Raw genomic sequence first — 16,642 nt, forward strand, 5'->3', positions numbered from 1 at the left:
GAAACAGTTTCGTACGTGCGCTGGGTCACGTCTCCGCTTGCACGAGTTGCCGGGGGTCGCCGAGCGGAAAAGCATGGGGACGTGAGCGACGAGTACGAGGACCAGTCCCAGACGTCGGCCCCGGACGGCAACGCGCCCGGCTACCTGCGCTTCCCGCACGTCAGCGGCGACCTGCTCTGTTTCGTCGCCGAGGACGACCTGTGGGTGGCGCCCCTCGACAGCCCCGGCCGCGCCTGGCGGGTCACCGTCGACCGCACCAAGGTCGGCCACCCCCGCTTCTCCCCCGACGGCCGGCACATCGCGTACACGAGCTGGCGCAGCCTCGTGCCGGAGATCCACCTGGCGCCGGTCGCCGGCGGCCCCGGCAGACGGCTCACCTACTGGGGCAGCTCGGACACCAAGGTCTGCAGCTGGTCCCCCGACGGCGACATCCTCGCCGTCGCCTCGCACGGCCAGCCCTTCTCCTACTTCACCTGGGCCTACAAGGTCCCCACCGACGGCGACCCCGGCGGCAAGCTGCCCTGGGGGCCGGTCGCCGACATCGCGGTCGCCGACATCGAGGGCGAGCGCAAGACCCTGCTGCTGACCGGCACCCCGCCGCACGAGCCCGCCTCCTGGAAGCGCTACCGGGGCGGCGCGATGGGGCGCATCTGGCTGCACGGCCGGCATCTGCTCGCCGACATCGAAGGACATCTGTCGTGCCCCATGTTCACGGGCGGGCGGATCGCCTTCCTCTCGGACCACGAGGGCATCGGCAATCTGTACTCGTGCGCGTACGACGGCACCGACCTGCGCCGCCACACCGACCACGACGCCTTCTACGCCCGGCACGCCGCCTCCGACGGCACCCGGGTGGTCTACCAGTGCGCGGGCGACCTGTGGATCGTCGACGACCTGACCGCGCATTCCATTCCGCGCCGCCTCGACGTGCGCCTCGGCGGTCCGCGCGCCGGCCGCCGCACCTACCAGGTGCCCGCGACGCAGAACGTCGACAGCATCTCCGTGGACGAGACGGGCCGCGCCAGCGCCGTCGTCGTCCGCGGCAGCCTGTACTGGCTCACGCACCGCGACGGGCCGGCCCGCACCATCATCGACACCCCGGGCGTACGGGTCCGGCTGCCGGAGATGCTCGGCTCGGGCGGACAGGTCGCCTGCATCACCGACGCGGACGGCGAGGACGCCATCGAGATCGCCTACCTGCCGCGCGCGAGCGGCGACCGCGAGCCGCGCCGCCTCGCCTCCGGCGAACTCGGCGTGGTGCAGGAGCTCGTGTCGGACCCGGCGGGCGAGCGGCTCGCCATCGCCTCGAACGACGGGCGGCTGCTGCTCGCCGACGCGACCGAGGAGTCCAACGGCGAGGTCACCGAGCTGATCCGGTCGATCAACGGACCCGTGCGGGACCTCGCCTTCTCACCCGACGGAGCGTGGGTGACCTGGTCCCACCCCGGGATCGGCCGCTCGCTGCGGCAGATCAAGATGGCGCGGATAAAGGACCGCCTCATCGTCGACGTCACCAACGGCCGCTTCGAGGACGAGAACCCCGTGTTCACGCGCGACGGCCGCTACCTGGCCTTCCTGTCCTGGCGCGGCTTCGACCCCGTCTACGACGTGCACACCGGCGACCTGTCCTTCCCGCTCGGCTGCCGCCCGTACCTGGTGCCGCTGTCCTCCGCGACACCGTCCCCCTTCGCGCTCAACCCGGACGGGCGGCCGGTCGCCGGGGGCCTGGACCCGGTCGAGGACGAGGGCGGCGACGGCGCGGTCACCGTCGAACTCGAAGGCCTGGAGAGCCGGGTGACGCCCTTCCCGGTCACCGCCTCCAAGTACTCGGCGCTCCACCCGGTCGCGGGCGGCGGACTGGTCTGGCTGCGCTGGCCGATCTCCGGCGCGCTGGGCGAGACCTTCGCCAACCCCGACGACACGACCGGCCGCCCCACCCTGGAGTTCTTCAACATCACGAAGGCGAAGAAGTCCGAACTCGTCTCGCATCTGGACTGGTTCGCGGTGAGCGGCGACGGGGCCCGGCTGGTGGTCGCCGACGAGGGCGACCTGCGGGCCGTGCCCTCCACCGAGGCCGGCGACAGCGACTCCACGGTCTGGATCGATCTGCGCCGCATCCTGCACGAGGTGGACCCGCCCGCCGAGTGGCGCCAGGCCTACGCGGAGGCGGGCCGCATCACCCGCGCCTACTTCTGGGAACCGGACATGTGCGGCGTCGACTGGGACGCCATCCTGGACCAGTACCGCCCCTTGGTCGAACGGGTCGCGTCGCCCGACGAGTTCGCGGACCTGCTGCGCGAGGTCCTCGGCGAACTGGGCACGTCGCACGCGTACGTCGCCGCCGCCCGCCGCAACGAGGGCCCGGCCCACTACCAGCGCTGGCAGGGCCTGCTGGGCGCCAACTTCGTACGCCGCGACGGCAGCTGGATGCTCAAGCGCATCCTGCCCGGCGACTCCTCCGACTCCAAGGCCCGCTCACCGCTCGCCGGCTCGGGCATCCGCGAGGGCGCGGTGCTCACCCATGTCGACGGGCGTCCGGTGGACCCGGTGACGGGCCCCTACCCGCTGCTGGCGGGCTCGGGCGGCACCACGGTGGAGCTGACGTTCACGCCCGCCGCGGGCGAGGGCCGGTCGCGGCGGGTGGCGGTCGTGCCGCTGATCGACGAGCGGCCGCTGCGCTACCAGGACTGGGTGGCCAAACGCCGCGAGGTCGTACGGGAGTTGAGCGGCGGCCACTGCGGCTATCTGCACATCCCCGACATGGGCGGCTCGGGCTGGGCCCAGTTCAACCGCGATCTGCGGATGGAGGTGTCCCGCCCGGCACTCATCGTGGACGTGCGCGGCAACGCGGGCGGCCACATCAGCGAACTCGTCGTCGAGAAGCTGACCCGCACGATCCTGGGCTGGGACCTGACCCGCAACGCCCAGCCGGTGTCGTACGCCTCGAACGCGCCGCGCGGACCGGTGGTCGCGCTGGCCGACGAGGCGACGTCGTCGGACGGCGACATGATCACCGCGGCGTTCAAGCTGCTGAAGCTGGGGCCCGTGGTGGGGCAGCGGACCTGGGGCGGCGTCGTCGGCATGACCGGCCGCCACCGCCTCGGCGACGGCACGGTGATCACGGTCCCGATGAACGCGGCCTGGTTCGACGCGTACGGCTGGTCCGTCGAGAACCGGGGCGTCATCCCGGACCTGGAGATCCTGCGCACCCCGCTCGACTGGGCAGAGGGCCGGCACGCCCAGCTCGACGACGCGATCCAGCTGGCCCTGGACCTCCTGAAGTCCCACCCCGCGGCCTCCCCGCCGGACTACTCCACGGTCCCCAACCGCTCCCGCCCCAAGCTCCCTCCGCGCCCCCACCAGTAGCCCCGGGGCCAGGGTTCTCCCGGGGGAGCATTCGCGGTGCGCCGCGGGTGGGTGGGGGCTGATCGCGCAGTTCCCCGCGCCCCTGACGGGGCCGCCCCGGACCGACTCAAGAAGACCGCGCCCCCGAGGGGCGCGAGGAACCGCGCGCCAAGCCCCCACCCACCCGCAGAAGGCGACGCCCCCAGGGGCGCGAGGAACTGCGCGCCCAGCCACACCCCACCCGCACAAGACCACGCCCCCTCAACCCCCCACCCCCCAGGGGCGCGAGGAACTGCGCGCCCAGCCCCCACCCACCCGCAGAAGGCGACACCCCCCAACCACACACCCCCGTAGCCCCCACCCACACACACAAAAGAAGCGGGGTGCCCACCCGCAAAGGGGGCACCCCACTCCCGGCTCAAGCGAGCGCAGCGACTAGGCGTCGTAGTCCTGGTCGAAGCGGTCCTGCGCCTCACGCTGGGTACGCTCCGCGTCCTGCGTGGAGCGGTCACGACCCTGCTGGCCACGCTCGCGGCCCTGCTGGCCACGCTCGCCGCCCTGCTGAGGACGCTCGTGACCCTGGGGCGAGCGCTCGTGACCCTGCGGCGAACGCTGGCCCGGCTCCTGGCGGGCGTCGCCCATCTTCTTCTTCGCCTGCTGCTTCATCTGCTCGGCCTTCTCCTTGAACTGGTCCTGCATGCCCATGAGATTCACTCCCGTTTCGGGTGAGGGGGATCGGGCTCGACCAGACTGACACGGCACGACTACGCACGCATTTCGATCAGTCACGCATGGTGACCAACCCAGGGAAACCGCAGGTCACTTGTGTGTCCGCTCCTCCTCGTCGGCAGCCCCGCCGGCCCCGACCAACCCGGTGCGGACCTCGCTCAGCCGCGGTTCGAACCGGCGCATCTCGCGCTGCCCGACCGCCCCGATGATCCCGGGGAGATAGCCGCGGATGCCCTGCATGCCACGCAGCCACCACTGCGCGTAGACATGGCTGGAGCGGCGCTCGATCCCGGCGACGATCCGGTCGACGGCCGGGCCCAGCGGATAGGTCTTGTTGGACGGCCACGGCAACCGCTGCCGCAGTTCGCGCATGACCTCGTCCTGGTCGGCACCGCGCACCATGTCGGTGTCGGTCCACGACAGGTACCCGACGCCGACGCGTACGCCCTTGTAGCCGACCTCGGCGCGCAGGCTGTGCGCGTACGCCTCCACGCCCGACTTGGACGCGCAGTACGCGGTCATCATCGGGGCGGGCGTGATCGCCGCGAGCGAGGCGATCTGGAGCAGGTAGCCCCGGCTCTCCGTCAGCACGGGCAGGAACGCCCGGGCCGTCACCGCCGATCCGATGAGGTTCACCTCGATCACCCGCCGCCAGGCGACGGGGTCGGAGTCGACGAAGGGACCGCCGCTGGCGACACCGGCGTTCGCGACGACGATGTCCACCTTGCCGAACCGCTGCTTGACCTCCTCGGCGACCCGCGCCATCGCCTCGTGGTCGGTGACGTCTGCGTACCAGTGGTCGCTCTCGCTGTGCAGCCGCTCCGAGACCTGCTTGAGCGCGTCCGCCTCCAGCCCGACGAGCGCGACCTTCGCGCCGCGTGCGGAGAGCTTGCGCGCGAGGAGTTCACCGACGCCCCGCGCCGCTCCCGTGACGACAGCGACCTGTCCTTCCAGGCTCACCCTGCTGCTCATGCGCCCTCCTTGATCTCCGCGCCGTCCGCGGCGCTCTTCGCCGCCCCGCCCGCGCTGTCCGTGTACGCCGAGACGAGCTCGCGTATGCGGGAGGTCACCGACTCCGGTGCCTCCACCGGCGTCATGTGCCCGAGTCCCGGCAGCTCGGTGGCACCGACGCAGTTCGGCAGCGCCGCCACGAGGGCGCGCGCGTGCACGACCGGGGTCAGCCGGTCCGCCGTCCCCGCGACCACGGCCGTGGGCACCCGCAACTCCCGTACGCCGTGGTCGAGATCGAGCGCTTCGAGGACGGCCGACCAGGCGTGCCGCACCTTGCGCGGGCAGGCGTGCACGATCCGCGCGCACGCCTCGACCATGGCGGGCGACGAACCGGCCCCCATCGTCGCGTACTTGAGGATCCGCCGGGCGAGCGGAGTGACGGGACCGAGCGGCGCCCGGGAGCCGAGGACGGAGCGGGTGAGGCGCGTCCGCAGCCGCCCCGCGCGCATCGGCACCACGCGCGCCTCGGCGACCAGCCGCGAGCTGCCCGTGCTGCACAGCAGGGCCGCCGCGGCGTGCTCCCGGAAGCGCGGCCTGGCCGAGGCGGCCATGAGCGTCATACCGCCCATGGAGTGTCCCGCCAGGACGGCCTTCTGGCCCGGTGCGAGGGTGGCGGCGAGCACCGCCTCCAGGTCGTCGGCGAGCGCTTCGGTGCTGCACGCGGCGCTCGCGGGACTGCGCCCGTGCCCGCGCTGGTCGTAGGCGACGACCCGGTGGTCGGCCGCGAGGTCACGGATCTGCGCCGCCCAGAAGGCGGTGGAGCAGGTCCATCCGTGCGCGAGGACGACGGTGGGCGCGTCCTCGGGTCCGTGCACCTCGACGTGCAGCCGCGCGCCGTCGGCGGAGACGGCGGTCAGTTCCCGGGCCGGCACGGGAGGCGCGTACGCCCCGTGCGTCACGTGCGTCAGCCGGCTCATGCCCCTGCCTCCACCTTGTTCCTGCGGGTGCCCTTGCGGCGCGGCTCCGGCGTGTCCCGGGGCTCGGGCGCGCGCAGCACCTCGTACTCCCCGAGGTCGACGCGGCGCGTGGCGCTGCGGAACTCGCTCGTCGTACCGGGCCAGATGGTGGTGTTGACGCCGTTGGCGTCGAGGTACCAGCTGGTGCAGCCGCCGGTGTTCCACACCGTGCGCTTCATGCGTTCCTGGACCCGGTCGTTCCAGGCGTCCACCGCGGCGGGGCGCGCGTCGAGGGCGGCGCGGCCCCCGAGGACGTCCAACTGCCGTACGAAGTCGGCCATGTAGTTCAGCTGGGACTCGATCATCAGGATCATGGAGGAGTTCCCGAGACCCGTGTTGGGCCCGATGATCGTCATCCAGTTGGGGAATCCGGCCGCGGTGGCGCCGCGCAGCGACTTCATCCCGGTGCTCCACGTCTCGGCGAGCGTCCGGCCCTCCGCGCCGACGACCCGTTCGGCGATCGGCATGTCGGTGACGTGGAAACCGGTGCCGAAGACGATCGCGTCGACCTCGGCCCTGCTGCCGTCGGCGGCGACGAGGGTCGAGCCGTCGATCTCGGCCAGCCCGGAGGCCACCACGTCGACATTCGGCCGGGTGAGCGCGGGGTAGTAGGTGTTGGACAGCAGGATCCGCTTGCAGCCGATCCGGTAGTCGGGGGTCAGCTTCGCGCGCAGCGCCGGGTCCTTCACGGCACGCGCGATGTTCCGCTTGGCCAGCCGCTCCACCAGGCCGAGCTCGTCGGGCCGCTTGGTGAACGCCTGGACCTGCAGCTCCCTGATGCCCCACAGGAGTCCGCGCCGGGCCTGGGTGGTGAACGGCAGCTGCCGGTGCAGCCACCGCTCGGCCCCGCTGATGGCCCGGTCCACGCGCGGCATCACCCACGGCGGGGTGCGCTGGAAGAGCGTCAGCCGCTCCACGTCGGGCTGGATGGACGGCACGATCTGGATGGCGGAGGCGCCGGTGCCGACCATGGCGACGCGCTTGCCGCGCAGGTCGTAGTCGTGGTCCCAGCGGGCCGAGTGGAAGACCTTGCCGGGGAAGGTGTCGATCCCCGGGATGTCCGGGACCTTGGGGTCGGAGAGCGGCCCGGTGGCGGACACGACGACGTCGGCCGTGAGGTGGCCGCTGCTGGTCTCGATGGCCCAGTGCAGCTTCTCGGCGTCCCAGGTCATCATCTTGACCTCGGAGTCGAAGCGCAGGTGGGGCCGGAGCCGGAAGACGTCCGCCACGTGCTCCAGGTACGCCCGGATGTGCTCCTGCCCGGAGAAGGTGCGCGGCCACTCGGGGTTGGGCGCGAACGAGAACGAGTACAGGTGGGAGGGCACGTCGCAGGCGCAGCCGGGGTAGCTGTTGTCGCGCCAGGTGCCGCCCACGCTGCCGGCCCGCTCCAGGACGACGAAGTCGGTGATGCCCTCGCGGCGCAGCCGCACCGCGGCCCCCAGCCCGCCGAAGCCGGACCCGATCACTGCCACCCGTACATGCTCGTGCTCGGTCATCCCGACGCCTCCCTGGTCCGCGCGACTCTGCCAGTGAACACTGGCGCAATGGGGAGAGTAGAGCAGCGGCGTACTGATGGGTAGGGGTCGCGACCGGGAAAGTTACCGCGGGTACGACGTAGGGTGCGGAGGTGGCCGAGGGATCAGGAAAGCGGGGCGCCGGGGCGCGCGAGCGGGGCGTGAGGGCGCGGACGCGACGTGACGACCCGACACGGAAGCACGGCTCACCGGCGCCGGACCGTCCGGACAGCGGCGCGGCGGACCGGTCCGGCACGGCGGGCCGCCGAGGGCCGGACGCCGGCACGGCGGGACGGTCCGGCGGCGTGACGCGGGACCCCGGCGCGACATCGGCCCCCGAAGCGGGCACCGGCCCACGCGCACCGGAAGCGACCGGCCCGGGCCGACGCGAGTACCGGATGGAGGAGTTGGCCAAGGAGGCCGGCATCACCGTGCGCACCCTGCGTTTCTACCGGGAGCGCAAGCTCATCCCGCCGCCCCGCCGCGAGGGCCGCATCGCCTGGTACGACGACACCCACCTGGCCCGGCTGCGCACGATCTCGGCACTGCTGGAGCGCGGCCACACCCTCAACGGCATCGCCGAGCTGGCCGAGGCCTTCGACCACGGCCGCGACGTGGGCGAGCTGCTCGGCCTGGGCGAGCCCACCGAGGAGACCCCGGTGCGCCTCTCCCCCGAGGCGCTGGCCGACGTCTTCGCGGGCCAGGCGACCCCGGAGAACCTCGCCGCCGCCCTCGACCTCGGCTACCTCGGCACCGACGGCGGCGAGATCGTGCACATCAGCCGCCGCCTGCTCGACGTCTCCGCGGCCCTGGTCCGCGAGGGCATCCCGCTCGCGGACGTACTGGGCGCGGCCCGCCGTGTACGCGACCACGCCGACGCGCTCGCCGAACTCTTCACCGGCCTCGTCCTCACCCAGGACCGTTCCACCGAGGACCTCCAGCGCCTGCGCCCGCTGGCGAAGAGCGTGGTGGAGGCGGAGCTGTCGATGGCGCTGGACCGACGCCTGCGCGCACACGGGGGCGACCGGGACGCCTGAGCCGCTCGGGCCGCGGCGAGCGCGGGCGCAGGAGGCACGACGCCCCGCCGCGCCCGGAGCGACCGCCCGGTGGTCGCGGACGGCGGTGACCGCCTAGTGGTCGTAGACGACGGTGACCGGCGCGTGGTCGGACCACCGCTCCGCGTGGGTCGCCGCCCGCTCCACGTATCCCTTGAGGGCCTTGCCGGCGAAACCCGGCGTGGCGATCTGGTAGTCGATGCGCCAGCCGGTGTCGTTGTCGAAGGCCCGGCCGCGGTACGACCACCACGAGTAGGGCCCCTCGGCGTCGGGGTGCAGGGCGCGCACGACGTCGACGTAGCCGCCGTCACCCGCGTCGAAGACCTGCCCCATCCAGGCCCGCTCCTCGGGCAGGAAGCCGGAGTTCTTCTTGTTGCCCCGCCAGTTCTTGAGGTCGGCCTCCTGGTGGGCGATGTTCCAGTCGCCGCAGACGACGACCTCGCGCCCGTCGGCGGCGGCCCGCTCCCTGAGCACCTTCAGATGGGCCAGGAACGCGTCCATGAAGCGGACCTTCTCGTCCTGCCGCTCGGTGCCGACCTCGCCGGAGGGCAGATAGAGGCTGGCCACGGTCACGCCGGGCAGGTCGGCCTCGACGTAGCGCCCGGCGGTGTCGAACTCCTCGGACCCGAAGCCGATCCGGACGCCGTCGGGCTCACGGCGCGTGTAGAGGGACACACCCGCCCGCCCCTTCGCGGCGGCGGGAGCGTGCACGACGTGCCACCCCTCGGGCGCCCGCACGTCCTCGGGGAGCTGCCCCGGCTCGGCCCGCACCTCCTGGAGGCAGAGCACGTCGGCGGAGGTCTCCGCGAGCCACTCCACGAATCCCTTCTTCGCGGCGGCCCGGAGCCCGTTCACATTCACAGAGGTCACAGTCAGCACCCGGGCACGATACTTAATCCGTAGCCCTGACCCTATGCATAGAAGTACGATTGCCTGTATGAATATCCGGTCCGTTCCCTTCGACCACCCCGACGCCGTCAAGCTCAACGACCAGGTGCAGGCCGAATACGCCGAGCGCTACGGCGACGACGGCGACGCCACACCGCTCGACGCGGCGATGTTCGCCCCGCCGCTGGGGCTCTATCTCATCGCGTACGACGAACAGGACCGTCCGGTGGCCACGGGCGGCTGGCGCACCCAGGAGGAGAACGACGAGGGGTACTCCGACGGCGACGCCGAGCTCAAGCGGATGTACGTGATCCCCGAGGCACGCGGCCTCGGTCTCGCCCGCCGATTGCTGGCCGCGCTGGAGGACGACGCCCGCACGGCGGGCCGCGCCCGCATGGTCCTGGAGACCGGCTCCAAGCAGCCCGAGGCGGTCGCCCTGTACCGGTCGAGCGGCTACGAGCCCTGCGTGAAGTTCGGCTACTACCGCTTCCACGAGCTGAGCCTCTGCTACGCCAAGCCGCTCTAGCCCCACGGCCGGCACCGCCGCCGCCCCCTTCGGGCCGGTCTTCTGACCGGCCATCAGGGCCGCCGTCCCGAGCGCAACGCAAAGATCCCGCCCGATCGTGAGATCGGACGGGATCCAGTCAACTGCCCCGGGCAAAGCTCGGAAACAGTGATTGCAGTGGACCTGAGGGGATTTGAACCCCTGGCCCCCTCGATGCGAACGAGGTGCGCTACCGGACTGCGCCACAGGCCCTTGCAACGAGTGAAACTCTAGCATCCCCATCGAGGTGCTTGGAAATCCGTTCCTGGCAGGTCAGCCGAGGACTCCCGGACGGCTCCCGTCCCACCCGTCACTCGTTGGCCGCGCGCGGCCGTTCCCCGTCCTCGTACTGGTCGAAGAGCGGGGTGCGACCGCGTTCACGGGCGCGCCGGGCGGACGCGGCGCGCCGCGCGTCGCTGCGGCCGTCGTCGGCACCCTCCGTGCCGTCGGGGGTCTCCTCCGCCACGGGGGCGGCCTCGGGCACGGCCGGTTCGGCGGCGCTGGAGCGCGCGGAACTCCACGCGTCCGGGGCCCCCAGGTCCACGCTGGACGTGGCCCGCGGGGCGACGGGCGCGGTCACGTAGGTCGGCAGCGGGACCGGCACCGGGTCCCAGCTGTCACCCTGCCCCGGACCGCGCTGACGCTCGCGCTGCTGGTCGACCCACTCGGCATGGTCGGTCTGCTCGACGAGCGCGCGACGGTCGGCCGCGAGGGCGGACAGACCGGTGTCGGTGTCCGTCACTGGTCCCTCCTCCGGCTCGTCGGCACCCTCGTCGAGCGCGGGCCGGCGGCGCGGCTGCCGTTCCCTGAGCCGCTGGGCCGCGGCCTCGGCCCGGCGCCGGTCCATGGTGTAGGTGAAGCGCCGCCGCTCCTGGGCCCGCAGGTACACGATGTAGCCGCTCAGCAGCATGGCCGGCACGCCCGGAGCCCACAGGAAGGCGAGGCCGCCCACGGCCGCGACGATCGCGCCGAGCGTGAAGGCGAGGAAGAGCAGCACCGTCGTACGCCTTCGGCGCGCGAGCACCTTCGTGCGCCTGGCCCGCGCCGCGGCCTCCGCCGACGGCCCGCGGCGCGCCCCGGGTGCACGCCCGGTCGCGGACGGCTGGGCGGACTGGGGTGCGGGCTTGCCCGGCTGCTTGGGGACGGGTCTGGTGGCGCCCGGCGCCTCCGGCGCGGCGCCGCCCGGTCTGGCGGCGGGCCGCGCTGCCGGCTTCTGCTCCGCCTGGGCCGGCGCCTGCGACTGGACCCGCTCCTGCACCTGCGGCCGGCTCTCGGCATGCGCCTGTGTCCGGGACGGAGGCGCGGCGAAGGCCCGGACGTCCACCGAATCGGTGGCGTCGCCCGGGTCGGCGCTGGACTCCCCCTCGTCGGTGGAGCGTGCGCGCAGGTCCTTGGCGTACCGGCGCTCCATACCCGCCCGTCCGGACAGCAGCCGGATGGCGGTGCTGAAGCGTTCCGTCGGACGGGCTTCGTTCAGCTCGTCCTGCCTACGGAGCCACATCGGCACCAAGTAGGCGGCCCAGGCCCCGACGATGACTGCGTAGATGAGGCCGCTGCTGCTCACGCCTCACACGGTAGAGGGGTTTGCATGAGGCCATCTGCCAATTGGGCCGGTGTGTCGCACGATCTGGCTGATATTTCGAGCTTTTTTTGTGACCCATGCGATCAGCAGCTCGCCCGGGAGCGCGAATTTAATGCCCTGAGCCGATCACCCGGCGATCAATTTCGAACACCTATTTCATTTCCCGGCCTTGTCCGGCGTTCCGCGGCCCACTCGGTTTCTGCGGTCCCGCCTGATCCGATCCCACCTGCTCCGAACGGTTCTGCGCCGAGCGCGCGCGACGCCAGCGGCCGAGGAGTCCCTCGGGCACCTCTTCGGCGGTCAGCGCGAAGACGAGATGGTCGCGCCAGGCCCCGTCGATGTGGAGATATCGCGGACGCAGCCCTTCCTCGCGGAATCCGAGCTTTTCCACGACCCGGCGGCTCGGGCCGTTCTCCGGGCGAATGCAGACTTCGATGCGGTGCAGTCCCACCGTGCGGAAGCAGTGGTCGGTCACCAGCGCCACGGCCGTCGGCATCACTCCGCGGCCCGCCACCGACTGGTCCACCCAGTAGCCGATGTGCCCCGAGCACATGGAACCCCAGGTGATCCCCGCGACGGTCAGCTGGCCGACCAGACGCCCCTGGTACTCGATCACGAAGGGCAGCATCCGGCCCGCGTTGGCCTCGGCGCGCAGATGCCGGACCATCTGACGGTACGTCGGCCGGTGCGCGATGGGCCCGCTGGGCGTGGGCGGCGGGATCGTCGCCTCCCAGGGCCGCAGCCAGTCCCGGTTGCGCCGGTTCACCTCGCGCCAGGCGCGCTGGTCGCGCAGCTTTATCGGCCGGAGGACGACGTCGCCGTCCACCAGCTCGACCGGCCAGGATGGGCTGTTCAGCTCGCACCCCCACTGCCACTGGGTCTGGGGTGGTCGCCGCCGCGGATCTGGTCGACGGTGTGGACCACCAAGGGTTCCAGGACGGCGAGACCGTCCCGCACCCCGCCGGTGGAGCCCGGCAGGTTGACGATCAGCGTCCGGCCGGCGACGCCGGCGAGCCCCCGGGACAGGACCGCGGTCGGGACCTTCTCCCGTCCGAACGCCCTGATGGCCTCGGCGATGCCCGGGATCTCGCGGTCGAGCACCTTCAGCGTCGCCTCTGGGGTGCGGTCGGTGGGCGAGACGCCCGTCCCGCCGGTGGTCACGATGACGTCGTACCCGGCCTCGACGCCCGCCCGCAGCGCGGCTTCCACCGGGTCGCCGTCGGGCACGACCTGCGGGCCGTCCACGGCGAAGCCGAACGCCGTCAGGCCCTCCGCGATCAGGGGGCCTCCCTTGTCCTCGTAGACCCCGGCGGCGGCGCGATTGGAGGCCGTGACGACGAGGGCGCTGTACGGCGCCGTGAGAGCGCCGCCGAGGGAGGGGCCGCCGGTCATGAACGGCTCCAGTCGCCGGACTTTCCGCCCGTCTTCTCCTCGACGCGTACGTCCGTGATGACCGCCCCCTTGTCGACAGCCTTGACCATGTCGATCACGGTGAGGGCCGCCACGCTGACCGCTGTGAGCGCTTCCATCTCGACGCCCGTGCGGTCGGTCGTCTTCACGGTGGCGAGGATCTCGACGGCGTCGTCCGCGACCGACAGATCAATTCTCACACCCGACACCGACAGCGGGTGGCACAGCGGGATCAGGTCCGGGGTGCGCTTGGCGCCCATGATCCCCGCGATGCGCGCGGTGGCGAGGGCGTCACCCTTGGGGACCCCCTCGCCGCGCAGCAGCTCGACCACCCTCGGCGAGACCAGGACGCGGCCGCTGGCGCGGGCGGTGCGCGCGGTCACGTCCTTCCCGGATACGTCGACCATGCGGGCGGCGCCCGCCTCGTCGATGTGCGTCAGTCGGTCCTGCGTACTCATGTGCGTGGGCGCTCCCGGTCCGGGCCCGTCGCGGTGCGGCGCGTGGGCCTGTTGTGCGCGACACGTTACCGCCCGTCCGCCTCCGCCCACGCCCCCGCGAGGAACCGCCCGCTCCGCCGGATCGCGGGGCGGGCTCCGGGGCCCGCCGGCTCAGCCGAGCAGGACCACCTCCACCTCGGCGCCGGGCTCGACCGAGGTGTCGTCCTCGGGGACGACGATCAGTGCGTCGGCGTGCGCGAGGGCCGCGATCAGGTGCGATCCGGCGCCTCCGACGGGCTTCACCTCGCCGTCCGCGTACGTGCCGCGCAGGAACTGCCGGCGGCCCGCGGGCGAGGTCAGCGCCTTGTCCGCGCTCAGCGTCGCGGTGGTGGTGGGCCGGTGGACGTCCTTGAGGCCCATCAGCGTGCGGATGGCGGGGCGCACGAACAGCTCGAAGGAGACGTACGACGACACGGGGTTGCCCGGGAGCGCGAGCAGCGGGGTGTGGTCCGGGCCGATCGAGCCGAAGCCCTGGGGCTTGCCGGGCTGCATGGCGAGCTTGCGGAACTCGACGCCGCCGCCCGCCTCGTCCTCGTCGCCCACGGAGGACAGGGCCTCCTTGACGACGTCGTACGCGCCGACGCTCACGCCGCCCGTGGTGACCACCAGGTCCGCGCGGATGAGCTGGTCCTCGATGGTGGCGCGGAGCGTCTCGGCGTCGTCCGCGACCGCACCCACCCGGTAGGAGATGGCGCCGGCGTCGCGGGCGGCGGCACAGAGGGCGAAGCTGTTGGAGTCGTAGATCTGGCCGGAGCCCAACGCCTCGTCGGGCTGCACCAGTTCGCTGCCGGTGGACAGCACCACGACGCGCGCCCGCGGGCGCACCCGCACGGTGCCGCGGCCGATCGCGGCGAGCAGGCCGATCTGCGGCGGGCCGAGGATCGTGCCGGCTTCGAGGGCGCGGTCACCGGCCTTCACGTCGCTGCCCTTCGCGCGCACGTGCGCGCGGGCCTCGGCCGGGCGGTGGACGTGCACCTGGCCGGAGGCCCCCTCGGGGGCCGCGCTGTGGGCGCGCATCCCGGAGACCGGGCCCTCGCCGAGGCCCCCGTCGGTCCACTCGACCGGCACGACGGCCTCGGCACCGGGCGGCAGGGGTGCGCCGGTCATGATCCGGGCGGCCTGCCCGGGGCCCACGTGCGGCTGCTCTGCCTGGCCGGCGGCGACATCGCCGACGACGGTGAGGACCGCCGGGTACTCCTCGCTCGCGCCCGCGACATCGGCGACCCGGACCGCGTACCCGTCCATCGAGCTGTTGTCGAACGGCGGCAGGGAGACCGGCACCGTGACGTCCTCGACCAGGACGCAGCCCTGGGCGTCGAGGAGTTGCAGCTCGATGGGTTCGAGGGGGCGGACGGTCGTGAGGATGTCCTCCAGGTGCTCGGTCACCGACCAGAGGTGGTCCTGGCCGGTGGCGCGGGTCGCGGCGCTGCTCAAATCCCTACATCTCCTCGGCTACGTAACTGCGAAGCCAGGTCCGGAAGTCCGGGCCCAGGTCTTCACGTTCGCACGCGAGTCTGACAATGGCACGCAGGTAGTCGCCACGGTCGCCGGTGTCATAGCGGCGCCCCTTGAAGACCACGCCGTGCACGGGGCCGCCGACCTTCTCGTCCGCCGCGAGCTGCTGGAGGGCGTCGGTGAGCTGGATCTCGCCGCCGCGGCCCGGCTCCGTCTTGCGGAGTATGTCGAAGATGTGGGGGTCCAGCACATAGCGGCCGATGATCGCATAGTTGCTGGGGGCGTCCGCCGCGTCGGGCTTCTCGACCAGGCCCGTCACCTTGACCAGGTCGCCCTCCTCGGTGGCCTCGACGGCGGCGCATCCGTAGAGGTGGATCTGCTCGGGGGCGACCTCCATGAGCGCGATGACGCTGCCGCCGCGCTGCTCCTGCACCTCGACCATGCGCGCGAGCAGGGGGTCGCGCGGGTCGATCAGGTCGTCGCCGAGGAGGACGGCGAAGGGTTCGTGGCCCACGTGCGGGGCCGCGCACAGGACGGCGTGACCGAGGCCCTTCGGGTCGCCCTGGCGGACGTAGTGCATGGTGGCCAGGTCGCTGGACTCCTGGACCTTGGCGAGCCGGTCGGCGTCGCCCTTCTTCTGGAGGGCCGACTCGAGCTCGTAGTTGCGGTCGAAGTGGTCCTCGAGGGGGCGCTTGTTCCGCCCGGTGATCATCAGGACGTCGTCGAGACCCGCCGACACGGCCTCTTCGACCACGTACTGGATCGCCGGCTTGTCGACGACCGGCAGCATCTCCTTGGGAGTGGCTTTGGTGGCCGGCAGGAACCGGGTGCCGAGGCCGGCTGCGGGGATGACAGCCTTGCTGATCCTGGGGTGCGACTGAGTCATGCCCGCAACCATAACCGGTGGCTATGTGCGGAACATGTGGCTCCGGTTAATTCGCTCTCATATGAGCGCATTAGGAAGGATACGGGAACCACCTGTGAGCCAGCTCGGACCTGAACCGGAGCCTGACAAGCGAATGTTGCGGCGAGACCTCCTCGCGGTGAGAAGCGGGTTGACGGCCGGTGACGTGCGGAAAACGGCCGAGAAACTCGCCTTCCGCGCACTGGAACTGCCCGAACTGGCGCACGCGGGCACGGTGGCGGCGTACGTCTCGGTGGGGAGCGAGCCCGGTACCCGCGCACTCCTGGACGCGCTCCTCGCGCGCGGGGTGCGCGTGTTGCTGCCGGTCCTGATGGCGGACAACGACCTGGACTGGGGTGCGTACACCGGGGAGGAGTCGCTGGCGCGCGTCCAACACGGCGGGAAGATGGCTCTCTTGGAGCCCGCCGGCGACCGACTGGGGCCGGAGGCCGTCCGGGACGCGGACGTCGTCCTGCTGCCCGGCCTCGCCGTCGACGCGCGCGGCATGCGCCTGGGGCGGGGCGGCGGCTCCTACGACCGCGTGCTGGCCCGCCTGGAGCGCGCGGGGGCCGATCCGGCGCTCGTGGTGCTGCTGTACGACGCGGAGGTCGTCGAGCGGGTGCCCGCGGAGGCGCACGACCGGCCCGTCCATGCCGTGGTGACCCCCTCGGGCGTGCGCCGCTTCCGCTGACGGCCCGCCCTCCCCGGACACGCGAGGGAGCTCCACGCGCGCGTGGCCCGCGTGGCCGGAG

General features: G+C 72.5%; 15 protein-coding genes and 1 tRNA gene. 4 read left to right on the forward strand and 12 right to left on the reverse strand.

The features are described from left to right. Window positions 1-81: 81 nt before the first annotated feature. On the forward strand, window positions 82-3,366 hold the full coding sequence (locus ACSYGO_RS21310) for a S41 family peptidase (protein ID WP_432176406.1): 3,285 nt from the start codon (window positions 82-84) through the stop codon (window positions 3,364-3,366). A 414-nt stretch (window positions 3,367-3,780) separates the two neighbouring features. Here the strand turns inward: ACSYGO_RS21310 and ACSYGO_RS21315 are convergent, their stop codons facing one another. From ACSYGO_RS21315 to ACSYGO_RS21330, 4 genes are all read right to left on the reverse strand, one after another. Further along, window positions 3,781-4,050, reverse strand: a complete 270-nt coding sequence (locus tag ACSYGO_RS21315; RefSeq protein WP_426677714.1) for a hypothetical protein — start codon at window positions 4,048-4,050, stop codon at window positions 3,781-3,783. Between the two features lie 114 nt (window positions 4,051-4,164). Then, window positions 4,165-5,046, reverse strand: a complete 882-nt coding sequence (locus ACSYGO_RS21320) for an SDR family oxidoreductase (RefSeq protein ID WP_426677713.1) — start codon at window positions 5,044-5,046, stop codon at window positions 4,165-4,167. Continuing rightward, entirely contained in the window at window positions 5,043-6,002 is a 960-nt protein-coding gene (locus ACSYGO_RS21325) for an alpha/beta fold hydrolase (protein WP_426677712.1), read from the reverse strand. The genes ACSYGO_RS21320 and ACSYGO_RS21325 overlap by 4 nt, the downstream gene beginning before the upstream one ends. Then, window positions 5,999-7,537: a flavin-containing monooxygenase gene (locus tag ACSYGO_RS21330; RefSeq protein WP_426677711.1), complete on the reverse strand. Its 1,539-nt coding sequence runs from the start codon at window positions 7,535-7,537 to the stop codon at window positions 5,999-6,001. The genes ACSYGO_RS21325 and ACSYGO_RS21330 overlap by 4 nt, the downstream gene beginning before the upstream one ends. Window positions 7,538-7,953: 416 nt before the next feature. On the opposite strand from ACSYGO_RS21330, the gene ACSYGO_RS21335 reads away from it, so the two are divergent. Then, window positions 7,954-8,592, forward strand: a complete 639-nt coding sequence (locus tag ACSYGO_RS21335; RefSeq protein WP_359496565.1) for a MerR family transcriptional regulator — start codon at window positions 7,954-7,956, stop codon at window positions 8,590-8,592. Window positions 8,593-8,685: 93 nt separating this feature from the next. On the opposite strand, the gene ACSYGO_RS21340 is transcribed toward ACSYGO_RS21335, so the two are convergent. Beyond that, a complete protein-coding gene (locus ACSYGO_RS21340; protein WP_460387248.1) occupies window positions 8,686-9,489 on the reverse strand; it encodes an exodeoxyribonuclease III in 804 nt (267 codons plus the stop codon). Between the two features lie 58 nt (window positions 9,490-9,547). Between ACSYGO_RS21340 and ACSYGO_RS21345 the strand changes: the two genes are divergently transcribed. Then, a complete protein-coding gene (locus ACSYGO_RS21345; RefSeq protein ID WP_426677709.1) occupies window positions 9,548-10,024 on the forward strand; it encodes a GNAT family N-acetyltransferase in 477 nt (158 codons plus the stop codon). A 157-nt stretch (window positions 10,025-10,181) separates the two neighbouring features. Here the strand turns inward: ACSYGO_RS21345 and ACSYGO_RS21350 are convergent. The 7 genes from ACSYGO_RS21350 to galU all read right to left on the reverse strand — a co-directional run bounded on the left by ACSYGO_RS21350 (window position 10,182) and on the right by galU (window position 15,872). Next, window positions 10,182-10,255: transfer RNA gene (locus ACSYGO_RS21350), tRNA-Ala, on the reverse strand. Between the two features lie 97 nt (window positions 10,256-10,352). Continuing rightward, window positions 10,353-11,606 (reverse strand): divisome protein SepX/GlpR, encoded by a 1,254-nt coding sequence (gene sepX / locus ACSYGO_RS21355; RefSeq protein WP_426677708.1) that lies wholly within the window; start codon window positions 11,604-11,606, stop codon window positions 10,353-10,355. A gap of 169 nt (window positions 11,607-11,775) precedes the next feature. Next, complete coding sequence (locus ACSYGO_RS21360; protein WP_426677849.1) at window positions 11,776-12,453, reverse strand: GNAT family N-acetyltransferase; 678 nt, start codon at window positions 12,451-12,453, stop codon at window positions 11,776-11,778. 23 nt (window positions 12,454-12,476) lie between these two features. Then, window positions 12,477-13,016, reverse strand: a complete 540-nt coding sequence (locus ACSYGO_RS21365; RefSeq protein WP_426677707.1) for a MogA/MoaB family molybdenum cofactor biosynthesis protein — start codon at window positions 13,014-13,016, stop codon at window positions 12,477-12,479. Continuing rightward, window positions 13,013-13,492, reverse strand: a complete 480-nt coding sequence (gene moaC / locus ACSYGO_RS21370; protein WP_028804863.1) for a cyclic pyranopterin monophosphate synthase MoaC — start codon at window positions 13,490-13,492, stop codon at window positions 13,013-13,015. Before moaC ends, ACSYGO_RS21365 begins: the two co-directional genes overlap by 4 nt. Window positions 13,493-13,642: 150 nt before the next feature. Beyond that, window positions 13,643-14,965 (reverse strand): molybdotransferase-like divisome protein Glp, encoded by a 1,323-nt coding sequence (gene glp / locus ACSYGO_RS21375; RefSeq protein WP_426677706.1) that lies wholly within the window; start codon window positions 14,963-14,965, stop codon window positions 13,643-13,645. A gap of 4 nt (window positions 14,966-14,969) precedes the next feature. Then, window positions 14,970-15,872, reverse strand: coding sequence for a UTP--glucose-1-phosphate uridylyltransferase GalU (gene galU / locus ACSYGO_RS21380; RefSeq protein WP_426677705.1), 903 nt, complete (start codon window positions 15,870-15,872; stop codon window positions 14,970-14,972). Window positions 15,873-16,005: 133 nt separating this feature from the next. Between galU and ACSYGO_RS21385 the strand changes: the two genes are divergently transcribed. After that, on the forward strand, window positions 16,006-16,581 hold the full coding sequence (locus ACSYGO_RS21385; RefSeq protein ID WP_426677704.1) for a 5-formyltetrahydrofolate cyclo-ligase: 576 nt from the start codon (window positions 16,006-16,008) through the stop codon (window positions 16,579-16,581). Window positions 16,582-16,642: the final 61 nt, after the last annotated feature.

It is taken from the genome of Streptomyces krungchingensis (genome assembly GCF_054729265.1).